The sequence below is a fragment of the Paractinoplanes rishiriensis genome (assembly GCF_016862375.1).
GTDB classification, from domain to species: Bacteria; Actinomycetota; Actinomycetes; order Mycobacteriales; family Micromonosporaceae; genus Actinoplanes; species Actinoplanes rishiriensis.
In genome coordinates, this window is sequence record NZ_BOMV01000073.1 from 31,951 (window position 1) to 46,342 (window position 14,392).

Annotated in this window: 11 protein-coding genes and 1 pseudogene; 3 read left to right on the plus strand and 9 right to left on the minus strand. The window is 70.1% G+C overall.

The features are described 5' to 3' along the window. Positions 1 to 2 precede the first annotated feature (2 nt). On the minus strand, positions 3 to 665 hold the full coding sequence (locus tag Ari01nite_RS34455; protein ID WP_203786440.1) for a Type 1 glutamine amidotransferase-like domain-containing protein: 663 nt from the start codon (positions 663 to 665) through the stop codon (positions 3 to 5). 368 nt (positions 666 to 1,033) lie between these two features. On the opposite strand from Ari01nite_RS34455, the gene Ari01nite_RS34460 reads away from it, so the two are divergent. Next, entirely contained in the window at positions 1,034 to 1,639 is a 606-nt protein-coding gene (locus Ari01nite_RS34460; RefSeq protein WP_239163277.1) for a DUF4360 domain-containing protein, read from the plus strand. Positions 1,640 to 1,855: 216 nt separating this feature from the next. Here the strand turns inward: Ari01nite_RS34460 and Ari01nite_RS34465 are convergent, their stop codons facing one another. Genes Ari01nite_RS34465 through Ari01nite_RS34480 form a run of 4 tightly spaced genes read right to left on the minus strand, consistent with a single transcriptional unit; the run spans position 1,856 to position 7,060 of the window. After that, entirely contained in the window at positions 1,856 to 2,047 is a 192-nt protein-coding gene (locus Ari01nite_RS34465) for a hypothetical protein (RefSeq protein ID WP_203786442.1), read from the minus strand. 18 nt (positions 2,048 to 2,065) lie between these two features. Then, entirely contained in the window at positions 2,066 to 3,235 is a 1,170-nt protein-coding gene (locus tag Ari01nite_RS34470; RefSeq protein ID WP_203786443.1) for a macrolide family glycosyltransferase, read from the minus strand. Positions 3,236 to 3,245: 10 nt separating this feature from the next. Then, a complete protein-coding gene (locus Ari01nite_RS34475; RefSeq protein ID WP_203786444.1) occupies positions 3,246 to 4,250 on the minus strand; it encodes a phosphotransferase enzyme family protein in 1,005 nt (334 codons plus the stop codon). A gap of 11 nt (positions 4,251 to 4,261) precedes the next feature. Beyond that, positions 4,262 to 7,060, minus strand: coding sequence for an AAA family ATPase (locus tag Ari01nite_RS34480; protein ID WP_203786445.1), 2,799 nt, complete (start codon positions 7,058 to 7,060; stop codon positions 4,262 to 4,264). 219 nt (positions 7,061 to 7,279) lie between these two features. Here Ari01nite_RS34480 and Ari01nite_RS34485 point away from each other — a divergent pair, with 219 nt between their 5' ends. After that, positions 7,280 to 8,884, plus strand: a complete 1,605-nt coding sequence (locus Ari01nite_RS34485; RefSeq protein WP_203786446.1) for a peroxidase family protein — start codon at positions 7,280 to 7,282, stop codon at positions 8,882 to 8,884. Positions 8,885 to 8,933: 49 nt separating this feature from the next. Here Ari01nite_RS34485 and Ari01nite_RS34490 read toward each other — a convergent pair whose 3' ends face one another. Further along, complete coding sequence (locus Ari01nite_RS34490) at positions 8,934 to 10,634, minus strand: peroxidase family protein (protein ID WP_203786447.1); 1,701 nt, start codon at positions 10,632 to 10,634, stop codon at positions 8,934 to 8,936. 130 nt (positions 10,635 to 10,764) lie between these two features. Between Ari01nite_RS34490 and Ari01nite_RS34495 the strand changes: the two genes are divergently transcribed. Beyond that, on the plus strand, positions 10,765 to 11,592 hold the full coding sequence (locus Ari01nite_RS34495) for an LLM class F420-dependent oxidoreductase (protein WP_203786448.1): 828 nt from the start codon (positions 10,765 to 10,767) through the stop codon (positions 11,590 to 11,592). Here Ari01nite_RS34495 and Ari01nite_RS34500 read toward each other — a convergent pair. From Ari01nite_RS34500 to Ari01nite_RS34510, 3 genes and pseudogenes are all read right to left on the minus strand, one after another. Next, positions 11,552 to 12,619 (minus strand): AraC family transcriptional regulator, encoded by a 1,068-nt coding sequence (locus Ari01nite_RS34500; protein WP_203786449.1) that lies wholly within the window; start codon positions 12,617 to 12,619, stop codon positions 11,552 to 11,554. The genes Ari01nite_RS34495 and Ari01nite_RS34500 overlap by 41 nt on opposite strands. Then, positions 12,619 to 13,599: pseudogene (locus tag Ari01nite_RS34505) on the minus strand (glycoside hydrolase family 5 protein); the annotation flags it as partial. The pseudogene Ari01nite_RS34505 and the gene Ari01nite_RS34500, both read right to left, overlap by 1 nt. Before the next feature lie 194 nt (positions 13,600 to 13,793). After that, positions 13,794 to 14,315 (minus strand): hypothetical protein, encoded by a 522-nt coding sequence (locus Ari01nite_RS34510; protein WP_203786451.1) that lies wholly within the window; start codon positions 14,313 to 14,315, stop codon positions 13,794 to 13,796. Between the last annotated feature and the right edge of the window lie 77 nt (positions 14,316 to 14,392).

Sequence of the window (14,392 nt, forward strand, 5' to 3'; positions counted from 1 at the left end):
CGTCAGGAGCCGAACTTCGTCCATCGCCCCTCGGAGACCACCTCGGCCACGCCGTCGACGACCGTGATGGCCGTCTGCTCGTCGATGGCGTAGGCCGGGGCTCCGAGGCCGGCGGCCCACCGCTCGGCCTCGGCCGGCGTGTTGGTGGGGAACGCGTTCAGGTGCGGGAAGATCGAGAAGTCGACGACCCCCAGGGTGCGGTCGTCCGGCGCGGACGGCCACTCGACGAACAACGTGCCGATCCGGGGCGTCAGCACCATGCTTCCGGCGCTCACCCCCACCCAGACCGTGTCGGGCAGCTCGGGCAACAGGTCGGCCAGCCCGGATTCCCGCATCCAGTGGCACAGGTACGTGGCGTCGCCCCCGTCGACCAGGAGCACGTCGGCCTCGCGGACCCACGGCACCCACCGCTCCGCGCCGATGGTGGGCAGCGCGGTCAGTTCGAGGACGCCGAGCGATGCCCAGCCCAGACCGGACAGGTGCTGGAAGCCGGGCCCGGCGGCGACGAAGCCGCGCACCGACTGCGGCCCGCACATCGGGTGGCCCCACTGTGCGGTCGGGACGCAGAGGGCGTGGCACTCGGCGATCGGTTTGCCGAGCAGCCGCACGAGCGCCGCGGCGATGCTCGGGTTCGTGACGCCGCCCGACGTGAGCAAGAGCTTCAAAGGTGTCTCCCAGTTCGCTGGCCGCGCGGGTTTTGCCGTCGTACGTCCGTGGTCGTTTTTACCACCGCGACCGCCGCGCTCGCCGTCCCGCCGACGGCCTGGCCGTCGCCGGCCCGATTATCGGTAAACCATCGAAGCAGCCGTGCGGCGAGGTCCAGGCCTGATGGCGCGCCTGGCCGGACGACCGCACGCGCCATCGGCCTCGGCGTCCGCGCCGCGGTGCGCATTCTGTCCGATCGGCTTTCCGGACCGTACGATCAACGCATTGACTGACGTCTATTACATAAATAGCCTGGCGGCACCGCATAACTTGCTGGAAGGGGTCCTGAATGCGAAAGTCTTTGTACCTCTTATCCGCCATATCGGTAGTGCTGGCGACCACTTTGTCCGCCGGTCCGGCCGCCGCCGTCAAGTCCGCGATCACCCCCGCGCCGCCGCCGGCCGACGAGGTCATCGTCGACGTCGTGACGACCAACGGCAGCGGCTGTGCGCCCGGCACCGCGGAGGTCGCCATGGTCCCCGGCAACTTCGCCTTCAAGACCACGTACTCGAACTACACGGCCCGGACCGGCGTCGGCGCCGCGCCCACCGACTTCCGTAAGAACTGCCAGATCAACCTGATCGTGCTCGTGCCGGCGGGCTACACCTATGCGATCAACAAAACCAATCACCACGGCTCCGGGTCCCTCGCCGTCGGCGCCAATGCCTCGCAAAGGTCGAATTACTACGTCAAAGGCCAAAGCCAGACCGCGTACGCCGTCCACCCGTTCACCGGCCCGATCGACACCGACTGGCAGACCACGAACGAGGTGGCGGAAACATCCATGGTCTGGTCCCCGTGCGGAACTCGCCGCAACCTGAACATCAACACCGAAGTGCGCGTCGCGGCGGGCACCTCGGACCCCCGCACGACGACCAGCTCCTTGACATTGTTCGCCGGCGTCTACCACCTGTCCTGGGCGCGTTGCCCCTGACCGGCGACCGCTTCGCCGCCTTCGCCAGCCCGGAGATCTTGGCGCAAGCACACCCGAAACGGTGACCAGCCAGCAGGATCTCCGGGCGCGGCCCAAACCCGCGTCGTCTGGCGGTGGTGGCTCCGAGTCGCGATCTCTAGCCCCGGCGGCACACCGACGCCCAGCTAAAGCAGCAATGAGCGACCGCCACCCGATCGGTGGCTTGCCGCCAGCTGCCTAGTCGCCGCCCGCACCGCCGTCCCAGTCGCCCGGCGTGGTGTCACCGCTGACCCCGGAACCGCCGCCCTCCCGGTCCTCCACGCGCGTGCGGCCGCGGTTCCTGGCCCACGAGATCACGCCGAGCACGACGACGGCGAGCAGCATCGCGCCGAGGACGATCAGACCCACCAGCTGGATCGTGTCGACCATGGCAGCAGCATAGGGGCCTCAGCCGAGAATCCGCTCCACCGCGTCGGCGGCGGCCGGAACCCCGCCGGCGGCCGTCATCTCCCGGCGCATCCAGGTCAGCCGCTCGCGGACGTGCTCATCGCCGGCCACCCGCTCGACCGCCTCCCACAGCGATTCCGCGGTCACCTCGCCGGGCGGCAGCACCGTGCCGAGACCGAGTTCGGCGAGCCGATCGGCATTGGCCCGCTGTTCGGCCATCTGCGGTATCGCCACCATCGGCACCTCGAAATGCAGGCCCTCCATCGTGCCGCCCATCCCGGCGTGCGTCACGAACGCGCGCGCGTGCCGCAGCACCGCCAGTTGCGGCGCGTGCCCGTACACCTGCACGTTGGGCGGCACCGCGCCCAGCGCCTCCCGGTCCACCCCGCCCACCGCCAGCACCACCTGCCAGGGCCGGTCCGCCGCCGACCGGAGCACCGTCCGGTAGAGGTCGGGCCGGTCGTTGTAGGCGGTGCCGAGCGACACCAGCATCACCGGGAGATCACCGGACGGCTCCCAGCCACCCTGGTGACCGCGCTCGGCGAACAGCGGCCCGACGAACTCGTACCGGTCGGTGAAGGTCTCCCCGGCGTACTGGAATGCCCGCGGCAGCGTCACCAGCCGGAGCGCGGCGGGGTCGCCCCGCATGAACGCCTCCACCCCGCCGGCGCCCTGCTGCTGCAGGAAGCGGCTCAGCCGGGCCGCCATCAGCAGGAAGCCGGGGCTCAGCGGGTTGACCGTCGTGTACTTCTGGGCCATCGACCAGTGTTCGTTGCTGACCAGGTTCGGCCAGGTCTCCACCGAGGGCACCTGCCACCGCCCCGCCAGGATCCGGCCCCACCAGCACATGGTTCCGTCGTGCACCACCAGGTCGGGCCGCGCGACGCCGCTCAGTTGCGCCAGCATCGCCTTCGTTTCGATCAAGAGCAATTTCATGGCGCGTACGAGTTCCTTGCCGTGCATCTGCGGTGTCCGGATGTCCCCACCGCGCCCCTCCCAGGTGGAGGTGACCGGCACGACCTCGGCGCCCGTCCCGGCAACGCGTTCGGCGTACGCCGTCGTGGTGGCGTAGGTGACCCGGTGCCCGCGCCGCACCAACTCGGCGGCGAGACCGAGCGTCGGGTTGACGTGCCCGGCGGCGGCCGGGGCGAAGAACGCGATGGTGGCCATACCGAGGTATTTAAGTGTCCGAGGCCGGTTCCCGCTGTCCCGCGGTTGCTTTGCGGACGTCCGCCAGCAGCTTGGCGATCACCGCGTCGGTCATCCAGGCGTCGCCGGTCCGGTCGGCGGCACCCAGCCAGTCACCGACGTCCCACATCGCCCGGCAGGCAGCCAGCACCGGGAAGGCGGCCACCTCGTCCCGGCTCAGCGGCCGGACCTGCTGGTAGCCGGCGAGGACCGCGGCCCAGCGTTCCTGTTCCTCCGCCGGCGAGTCCGGCCCGCGATAGAGCGCGATCAGGTCGTACGCGCGTAACCCGAACCCGCAGTGGTCGAAGTCGAACGTGACGAACCGTCCGTCGCCGTCGATGTGCGTGTTACCCCGGTGCAGGTCCGCATGAATGATCCCGTACGCGCCGCCGACCGCCCGGAGCCGCCGGAGCTCGCCGGTCAGCCACGCGCCGAGCTTGCCGAGTTCGGCGAGGTCGGCCGCGGCCCGGCCCGAGCCGGCATAGCGGGCCAGGCCGGCCAGCGGCCGTTCCACGAGGATGCGTTCGTCGAGGTGGTAGCGGTCGTGGCCGGTGCGGAAGGCGTCCATCTCCCGGTGCATGCGGGCGATACCCGAGCCGAACTCGCGCCACAGCCCCTCGGCCATCGTGCCTTCGAACAGGGGCGACCCGGGCGCGTGGGTGAACAGGGCGAAGCACCGTTCCCCCTCGGGCGCCGTCAGCCGGCCGAGCCGGTCGCCGCCGGTCCGCTGGTACGGCCGGATCACGCCCAGCCCGGCCGCGCCCAGGTGCTCGAGCAGGTCGAGCTCGAAGCGGAGGTCGGACTCCGACCGGATCCAGTACTTCTCCCGGTTGTAGACCCGCAACACGCGCCGGCCACCCTCGGCGTCGACGACGAGGTAGGTGTCGTTGAAGCCCCGGTTCAGCAGGCTCACCGTGACGGGCGCGGCGACGGCGTACTCCCGTTCCACCCGCCGGGCGAGGTCCTCGGCGTGCAGGAGCGAGTGGGTGACGCGCATGTCGAGTGACCCTACAAGGGGCGCATCGGCCCCCGGCGTTCCACCTCGACCGCCAGCGCCGCGCGCGAGGCCAGGCCGAGCTTGGCGAAGATGTGCTTGAGGTGGGTCTCGACCGTGTAGCGCGAGATGAACATCTGGGCCGCGATGGCCGGGTTCGACAGGCCCTCGGCGATCAGCCGGGCCACCGTCAGCTCGGTCGGGGTCAGTGCCGCCCAGCCGGTCGTGGCCCGGGCATGTGACCTTCTCGGCGCCGCCCGGACACCGAGGGCGCGCAGTTTCGCGACCACCCGGCCGACGTCGTAGGCGGCACCGACCGACTCGTACCCGGCGATCGCCTCGGCCAGCAGCGGCCGCGCCTCGTCCCGGCGGCCCGCCCCGGCCAGCGCGACCGCGGCCTGCTCGCGGCTGCACGCCAGGTCGACCGGCCGCGGGGCCTGCCGGCATGCCTCGACCGCCTCGACCGCGAGCCGGGCGTCGCCGTCGACGAGCGCGCGGCAGCGCAGCGCGGCGCCGGCCGCGGACGCCGTGCCGAACCGCTCGGCTGCCGCCTGCGTCCGGGCGCTGACCGCGCGGGCGCGCCCGGCGTCGCCGGCCGCGAGCATCAGTCGTACCGCATCCGGGGCGAGCAGCCAGTTGCTGTGCAGGAAGCGCAGCTCCGGCAGGCAGTCCCAGGCGCGGGCGGCGCTCTCGGCCGCCTCGGCGTCCCGGCCCTGCGCCTCGTGCAGCAGCGCCCGGGTCCACCACACCCAGTTGCAGCCCATGATCAGGCCGGCCGTGCGGATCTCGGCCTCGGCCGCGTCGAGGTGGGCGGCCGCGGCCGGCATCTCGCCGCGGGACAGCGCGATCCGGGCGAGCAGGGCAAGTGCGTGCAGCAGCCACGGCGTGTTCAGCTGCTTGGTGACGGTGAGGCCGGCCTCCGCCTCCGAGCGGGCGTTCTCCCAGTCGCCCGCGTGCAGCCGCAGGATCGCCAGCTCGGCGTGGTAGTGCGGCATGAGGTTGGAGCCGCCCAGGCGGTTGGCGTGCGCGATACCGGCCTGATAGCTGCGCTCCGCCTCGTCGAGACGGTCGGCGTCGGTCAGCGCGCGGCCCAGGCAGACGTACGGCATCAGCAGCCCGCCGAACGACGTGGCCGGTCGGGCCGCGACCGCCACGCAGCGCCGGCCCAGCGCGACGGCGTCGTCCATCGCGCCGGTCGCGGCGGCGCCCAGGGTGAGGGTCATCAGTGCGGTCGCCACCGCGATGTCCCGGCCGGCGGGCTCGGCCACGGCCAGGCAGGTCCGCGCCCTATCGACCGCGGTCGTCACCTCGCCGAGCACCAGGTAGAGATAGGTGCCGGGGGCCATCGCGGCGGCCCGGGCGGTGTCGTCGGAGGCGTCGGCCGCCGCGGCGGCCGCGTCGATCCTCTCCCGCGCTTCCTGCCATCGCCCCTGCCTGGTCAGTGCGTGCGCCACCGCAAGATGCAGCCGTACGGTCAGAGCCGCGTCCCGGGTGTCGGCGACGACACCGGCCACCGCGCTCTCCGCCTCGTGCAGCCGGCCCGCCACCACGAGCAGCGGGGCCAGCTCGGCGGTCAGCGCCACCCGGTCGGGGTCGCCGTCGCCCACCAGGCCGAGGGCGCGTTCGTACCATTCCACCGCGACGAGCGTGGACCGCGCGCAGGAGGCACGTGCCGCCTTCCACAGCCAGTGCACGGCCTCCGTGTCGTCGGCGGCAGCCAGCCAGAACTGCTCGGCGATCCGGGTCTCGGCAGCGTCCGCTCCGGCCAGCGCCCGGCCGGCGACGCGGTGCAGGTCGTTGCGGATCGCGACCGGAATGTTCTCGTACAGCGCCTGCCAGACGAGGTGGTGCCGGAAGGCCAGCCGGGCGCCGCACTCGTGCAGCAGGCCGGACCGGATCGCGGTGTGCAGCACCGGCAGCAGGTCGACGGCGGAGCGGCCGCTGACCGCGGCCAGCTCGCTCATCCGGAAGGACGCGCCGAGGATCGCGGCCACGTGCAGTGCGTCGAGCGTCTGCTCGGGCAGGAAGCTGTACCGCCGCAGCAGCGTGGTGCGCAGGTCCGGCGGCATGAGACCGGCGACGACCCGGGCCTCGCCCGCCGACGTGGAGATGGCGCCCTGCTCCCCCAGCGCCCGCAGCAGCTCCAGCAGGAACAGCGGGTTGCCGGCCACCCCGGTGATCTGCTCGCGGAGGCTGCTGGCCGGCGGTGCGCCCAGCACGCCGGTGGTCAGCGCCACCACCGCGTCGTCGTCGAGCACCTCCAGCGTCCGGACCTGGCCGCCGGCGGCCAGCACCTGCTCGAGCAGGCGGTCGAGGTAGCGGCTGCGCGGGAACGGGCGCAGCGTGCAGAGGATCGCCACCGGCAGGTCGCCGAGGCGCCGCAGGAGCGAACTGATCAGGGTCAGGCTCGACACGTCGGCCCAGTGCAGGTCCTCCAGCGCCAGGACCACCGGCCGCTCGGCGGCGAGTTCCTCCAGCCAGGCGATCACCATTTCGGTGATCCGGTAGCCCTCGTCGCCCAGTCGTGAGCGCCGGTCCGCGGGGGGCCCTTTCCGCAATACCTCGGCGAACAGCCCGAACGGTTGATGTTGCGCCAATTCCTCGGCGGTCGCGTATATGACAGTGAATTCGCGATCTCCGGCATACGCGAGCGCTTCCCGCAACAGCCGGCTCTTTCCGACACCGGGTTCGCCCTCCAGCGCCAGCGCGAACAGCGGACCGGCAGCGGCCCGGTCGAGATCGTCCCGGAGCCGGCCGAGTTGTGACTGCCGGCCCACCAGCGGCACCTCGGAAACCAGGATCGGCGAGACCACTTCATCTCCCGCGGTGCGGTGTGCTCACTGTGACCAGGAAAGAGTAGCGGTGCCGGGGGTGCCGGGCCTTCTTTTTACGTGCCGCTTCGCGGGCCGGAGATCAATTCATCCACCCGGGTGTGTCAATTGCCTGAACTCAGGGATGTCTGCCCGCCCGGCGTCGGCGAATATCAGCACAACAGTCTCAGCACTGATGACCATTGCCCAGGAGGATCTTCCGTGGACAACATCGCTCTCACGCTCGCCCGCCGGCTGCCGGGTCTCCTCGAACCACTCGCCCGGATTCCCCTGGTGCGGCGGGTGGTGAGCAGCCTGGCGATCGACATTCTGGCCAGTTCGACCTCACCGCGCCCGCGCGCCTTTTCGATGGCCGGCGACTACACCACCTGGATGAGTCTGACCGATCGCAAGTTCACCGGACGGCACCTGCCCCCTTTCGACTGGCCGCCCGATCTCCTCCCGGCCGAGTCCGACGTGAGCCTTCTGTTCCAAAGCCCAAAAGACGACAAGGGCGACGACGTACGGGTGGAATCGTCGGACACCAGCGTCATGTTCTCCTTCTTCGCGCAGTGGTTCACCGACAGTTTCCTGCGGACCAGCCGCGCCGATTTCCGGCAGAACACGTCGAACCAGGAGATCGACCTCTGTCAGATCTACGGTCTGACCGAGGAGAAGACCGGCATGCTGCGCTCGCACGAGGGCGGGCGCCTGAAGAGTCAGCTGATCGACGGCGCCGAATATCCAGCCTTCCTGTTCGAGCCCCGCTCGCCGGGCGGCACGCTGCTGTTCAAGCCGGAGTTCAAAGATCTGCACGACGAGGCGTTCATCACCGACGTCATCCTCGGCGACTGCCCCGACGACCGGAAGGACTCGTTCTTCGCGGTCGGCCTGGAGCACGGCAATTCGACCATCGGCAACACGATCCTCAACGTGCTCTTTCTGCGCGAGCACAATCGCATCGCCGACGCGCTGCGCGAGGCACACCCGGAGTGGGCGGACGACCCGGAGGGCGCCGACCCGCGCCTGTTCGAGACGACCCGCAACATCATGATCGTGCTGCTCCTGAAGATCGTGGTCGAGGAGTACATCAGGCACATCACGCCGGGCGACTTCCCGATCGAACTCGTGCCGTTCGCCGCGGACGGCAAGACCTGGAACCGGTCCAACTGGGTGTCCATCGAGTTCAACCTGCTCTACCGGTGGCACTCCCTGGTGCCGAGCGCGATCACGCTGGACGGCGGGCGGGTCCCCTCGACCGATTTCCGGAACAACAATCCGCTCATCATCTCGCGCGGGATCGAGACGCTGATCGCGCAGTGCTCGCGGCAGCGCTCCGGCCGGATCGGGCTGTTGAACACCCCCTACTTCCTGTCCACCCGGGCTCCTCAGCACCCCGACGTCCCGTCGGTGGAGGAACGGGCCGTCGCCCTGATGCGCAAGGCCCGGCTGGCGTCCTACAACGACTACCGCGAGCAGTTCGGGCTCGACCGCCTGCGCAGTTTCGACGAACTCACCAAGAACCGGGAACTCCGCAGCCGGCTGGCGGTGCTCTACGGGGACATCGACCGGCTGGAATGGTACGTCGGCATCTTCGCCGAGGACTACGGCCGGGACGAGATGATGGGCTCGCTGATGACGACGATGGTCGCGTACGACGCCTTCACCCAGGCGCTGACCAATCCGCTGCTGGCGCGCAACGTCTACAACGAGGCCACCTTCACCCGGACCGGGATGGACATCATCGCCGGCACGAGCACGTTGCAGCAGATCCTGGCCCGCAACTCGATGTCGCCGGAAACCGCGTACTCGAACTTCAAGTGCTGACACCGGACCGCCCCGCCGGCTCGGGGGTGGCGGGGCGGTCCGGGTCGCACTAGCGCAGGACGCCGGCGAACCGCAGGAACGCCGGGATGCTGTCGACCGGCGACCCGTCCGGCAGGCGTACCCCCGCACTGGGTGACCAGCTGGTCTGCCGCAGGTACGACGTCGGGTCGTGCCGCAGCTGGCCGACGAAGGTCTCCACGACGATCCGGCTGCCCAGCGGGCCCAGGGTGTTGCCCTGGGCCAGCACCTCGGCCTCGCGCAGGATGTAGAACCACAGCGGCGTACGCGTGGCGAAACCGCCGGCCTTGACCGCCGCGGCGATCGGGTCGGAACCGGCGACCTGCTCGGGCGTCAGCGCCGGCAGGCCCAGCACCTCGGCAACCGCCTGGCCGGTTGGCAGCCCGAGCCGGTAGCCGCGCAGCAGGTTGCGCCGGGCGAGGTGGCGGAGCAGCGCCAGCACGTCCGGCGTGCCGGTCTGGCCGGCGGCCTGGTTCGCCATGTCCGCGAGCGGCCGGGCCAGGTGCGTGTCGATCGGCTCGGCGAACCGGTCGGGGAACAGGCTGTCCTTGTCGACGAACCGGTCCCACTCGATCGGCCAGTTGCTCGGCAGGGATCGGTTGTCCGTGGTTTCCGAGGAGCCCAGCCCGCCCACGCCGGTGAACCGGAACAGCAGGTCCAGCGACGCGTTCGGCAGGGGTCCGTTGCCGGGCCGGCCGAAGTTGCGGTTCCAGTCGTACGCGCCGCGGATCATGCTGTGGCCGAAGCGGTAGGCGGCCACCGCGAACTCCAGCGGCATGTAGGGCCGCGGCCGGGAGCCGAGGCCGAGCAGGTCGCCGGTGTCGTTGCCGAGCACGAAGTCCACGACGTCCGGCACGGTGACGGTGCGCAGGAAGTCGTGCAGGCAGAGCCACTGGTACGTCCAGCGGGTCAGGTCCCGGGCACGCAGGAAGACGTCGCTGACGCTGGTCCGGTGCGGCTCGTTCGCGCGTACCCAGTCGACGGTGGCGTTGTGGAAGCGCAGGAAAGCGACGTGGAGCTGGGCCACCACCAGGTTCTCGTCGTTGCGGGAATCGCCGATCAGCGGCGTCCGGTCGTCGCGCCGCGGCAGGTCGCGGGCGAGATCGCCGGCCGGCGGGACGATGACGCCCCCGGTGCCGATCACCTTGATCGTCCCGAGCCGCAGCTTGGCCCGGTCCTCCTCCTGGTACGGCACGGCGATTTCGCCGGGACCGGCCGGCGGTGGCGCGAACGGCCCGTCGCCGTACACCGAATCGAGGTTGAGCGCGGGATTACGCGCATTCGTGAGCAGTTCCCGGACCTGATCGGGGTCCAGCGGCGGCAGCGGCGTATCGCGAATGCTGATTTGGTTGTCGTTGTCGGTGGCCGCGGTGAGGTCGTGGTCGACGAACTGACCCCAATAGGTGTACACCGGCGGGATCGGCGAACTCTTGCCGCCGGACGGCGACTCCTGCGCGATCATGGCGTTGCCCAGATCGTTGAGCGCGGCGACGGTGGCGATGACCTCGTCGTCGCTGCCCGCCGGCAGGTGCTTGTCGGGCCGGCCGACCAGCTCGGGGAAGAGATAATCGAAATCCGTGGTGCCGGCGTCCGGGCTCTGTACCGCCTCGCTGAGTTTCGTCCAGCCCTTTTCGCTGAGCTTGTCGGCATCCGGTGCCGCGTCGGCAATAGCGTGCGAACCGTGTCCAAGACGGGTGATTACCCGGCGGACCTGACCTTTATTATTGTTCATGTTTCTCCACCCGTTACGAATTGCCTGAACAAATTGTCGCATCGGGGTCGGGTAAATCCTGGACGTGTCGCGCGGCTGGCAAATAGCCGACAGTGTCGTAATGATTCGAGCCAATTGCTAGGGTGGCGGGATGAAATTTGGGCTGTACGGGCTGCACCGCGACCGCAACGTCACACCCGAGGTGCTGGTGCGGCGGGCCAGGATGGCCGAGGAGGCGGGTTTCGAGTCGCTCTGGGTGGGTGACCACATCGCGCTCCCGCCCGGCGAGGGCAACCCGCCCCGGCTGGAGGCGCTGGTCGCGCTGACCTACCTGGCCGCGGTGACCAGCCGGGTCCGTCTCGGCGTCGGCCTGATCGTGCTCCCGCAGCGCCAGCCGGTGCTGCTGGCCAAGCAGCTCACCTCGCTGGACGTGCTGTCCGGCGGGCGGCTGACCGTCGCCGTCGGATCCGGCTACATGGAACCGGAGCTCAACGCGATGGGCGTGACCCTCGCCGAGCGCGGCGCCCGCACCGACGAATACCTGGCCACGATGCGCGCGCTGTGGTCCGCTGAGCCGTCGTTCACCGGCCGGTTCGTCTCCTACGACGGCGTTGTCCAGCACCCCTCGCCGGTCCAGCAACCGCACCCGCCCATCGTGGTCGGGGGTCACTCGCCGGCCGCCTACCGCCGGGCCGTGCGGCAGGGCAGTGGCTGGTACGGCTGGGGCCTGGACGTCGACGAGACCGGCCAGGCGGTGCGCGCGCTGGCCGAAACCGCCCGCGACGTGGAGCGACCGGCCGCCCTGGGCGACCTCGAGATCACCCTCACCCCGTCGGGCGTGCCCGACCTCGACACCGTCCGCCGGTACGCCGACGTGGGCGTGCACCGGCTCATCATCGAGCTGGAGGGCATCGACGACAGCGCGGTCGACGACCTGATCACCTCAGTGGGAGACGACCTGGCCGGCGCCACAGGGTAGTGGCCGGCGCGACCCGGAAACGCTGGTGGTACCGCGCGACGAAGTGTTCCAGCCGGGCGAAGCCCCACCGGTGCGCGACGGCGATCACCGACGTACCGGCCGGATCCCCCGCGACCAGCTCAGCGTGCGCCGCCACCAACCGCACGTCGCGCACATACGCCATCGGCGCCATACCGTACTGCCGCCCGAACTCCACACTCAGCCGGCCAGGACTGGTCCCCGCAATCTCCGCCAGCAAACCCACCGTGTACGGCCGCCGCGGGTCAGCATGAACCGCATCGACCGCCGCCGCGATGCTCCGCGGCGCATACCCGAAATACGGCTGCCCGGCCAACATATCCCGGTACTGATGATCAACCGCCAGCAACAACGCCGTCATCAGCGCCTCCTCCACCGGCGCGGCCACGATCGGCTGATAGAACAAACTGCCCGCATTGCCGATCTCGCCACTCAACAGACCCGCCAACGCCGCGCACGAACGCCCAGCCGCCTGATCCAGCTTCACCTGACCGGACAACCGCACCACACCCCGCACCGGAGCATCCAGCAGTGCCCCCAGATGCGCCTCCAGCGCCGACCTGTCGATCTTCACCGCCAACAGCCGGCAGTCGGCGCTGGCATAGTGCAACTCCGTCTCCCCCACCGGCCGGTACACCGCAGCCCGGCCCGGCTCGGCAGCCAACGGCCGGCCAGCCTGGCCCGCCCAGAAATGGCCGGAACGAGCCACGTTGAGGTGATAGCTGCCCAGCTCACCGGTCACCCCGGCCACCTCGGCCCCGTAGCGCACATCCGCCACCGTCATCGACCCGAGATGCAGAAACGCAAACCGCGCGTCGAGACTGGCGCCCGGCCGCAGCAGCCGCATCGACCGCGGGTACAGGTGTTCACCGCAGACGGCACGGGCCACCTCGGGATCGCCGGTCTGCACCGCCACCGCAGTCGATCGATGCGGTTCCACCAGGCAATCGTCCACGGCGGCCGGGCGCTTGGGAAGTGGGCCGGCCGGACAGCCGGCCCACTCCGTCATCCGTAGATGGTCGCCTGCCGCGCGGTCGACCGGATGCCGTTGGCGCCGTTGAACAGGCGCTGGCCCCACGAGGTCAGGGCACCGGCGTTGAAGTTGGTGACCTGGTCGAGGTATTCCACGCCGCCGCCGTTGCCGCTCCAGGACCAGCCGAGATAGCCGATGCCCTGGGAGACCGCGGTGGCCATGATGGTGTCCTCGTCCGGGTTGCCGTCGCTGTGGTTGTGGCCGAACTCCCCGATGACCAGGGGCAGGTTCCGGCTCTTGAACGACGAGACGTACGAGGTGATCTCCGCGGCGGTGTCGAAGACGCCGTACATGTGCACCGAGAAGATCGTGTTGCGCTGGCTGTCCGCGGCCGCGACGGTGGCGGCGTTGTCCCGCATGACGAACTGCCAGTCCTGGCCCCAGTTGGGTGCGTCGACCATGAGGGCGTGCTGGAAGCCGTTGCTGCGCATCTTCTGGATCGCGGCGGTGGTGGCACCGGTCCACTGGGCGGCGTTGTTGTTGCCGACCGGCTCGTTGCCGATGTTGATGATGATGTAGTTCTCCTGGCCGACCAGCGAGTTCTTGATGCTGATCCAGTAGTTGACCGCCTGGTCGAGCGAGGTGGCCGCGCCGTCCTCGCCGTACCCGGTGGTGTCGTGGTTCTCCAGGACGCAGATCAGCCGGCTGGCCTTGCACAGCGAGATCACGTTGGCCACGTCGCTCGCCGAGCTGGCGCCCCAGCGCCCGCCGCTGAGCACCACCCGTACGGTGTTCGCGCCCAGCGCCTTGATGTTGGCGAACGAACTGGTCTGGCTCTGGTACCAGACGTGCGCGTGGCTGGTGCCGCGCATCACGAACGTGCTGCCGTTCGCCTCGACGATGTTCGACCCGCTGACCCGCAGGCCGACTGCGGCATGCGCCGGCTGTGCCACCAGCAGCGACGCGGCCACCAGCACGAACGTCGCGACGGCCGCCGTGCCGAATCGCTTCTTCATGGGTTACCTCCGGTGTTCTTCTCCCCCGTGACTAGGCAGTGATGATCTTCTATGTGTTACCGCCATGTTAAACCGGGACGTATACCCGTGAGTGCGCAAGGAAGGCGCGAACGGCGCATGCCGGAAAGTCCGCTGGCCAGGCCTTGCCGCGGTGGCCGCGCGGTACTAACTTAAGTCGGTTAAATAGCCCGGCGTCAGCCGACTCCCGGCGCCGTGACCGTGCAGACGACGGCGGCCTGGCCCACCGCGCTGTCGCTCTTCAGCGACCAGTACAACTCCAGCCGGTCACCGGTCTGGATCGTCCCGCCGCCGGCGGAGCCCTTCCAGTTGTACTTGTTCAGGCTGCCGTGGAAGTCGTACGTGTTCCGCTCGAAGTGCGGGCCGTACGGCGAGGTGATCTCGCGGCTGTTCACGAAGGCCCGGTCGATCGAGACCGTGAGCATCGGGCCGAACACCAGCATGGCCGCGGGGGTCAGCAGGAAGTTCCAGTCGATCCGGCCGACCGGTGCCGGCGACCGCCGCATGGTGATCAACGCCGGCGACCAGAACGAGGTGAACAGGCCGGCGCAGGGCGGGTCCGCCAGGGCCGTTGCCGGCCGGGCGACCGGCGCGGCGAGAGCCGCCGGTGCGCCGACCGTCGCGGCCATGGAGGCGGCCAGGACGGCCAGCGCCAACCGGTAAGCCGCTCGGGGCATGGGTGCTACGGAGCGTTTCATCGAAGTCCCCTCGACCTGTCGGGTCGCGCGGCCCGGGTGGGCCGCGCGCCGATCATCCTGGCCGGGAGGTTCATCGA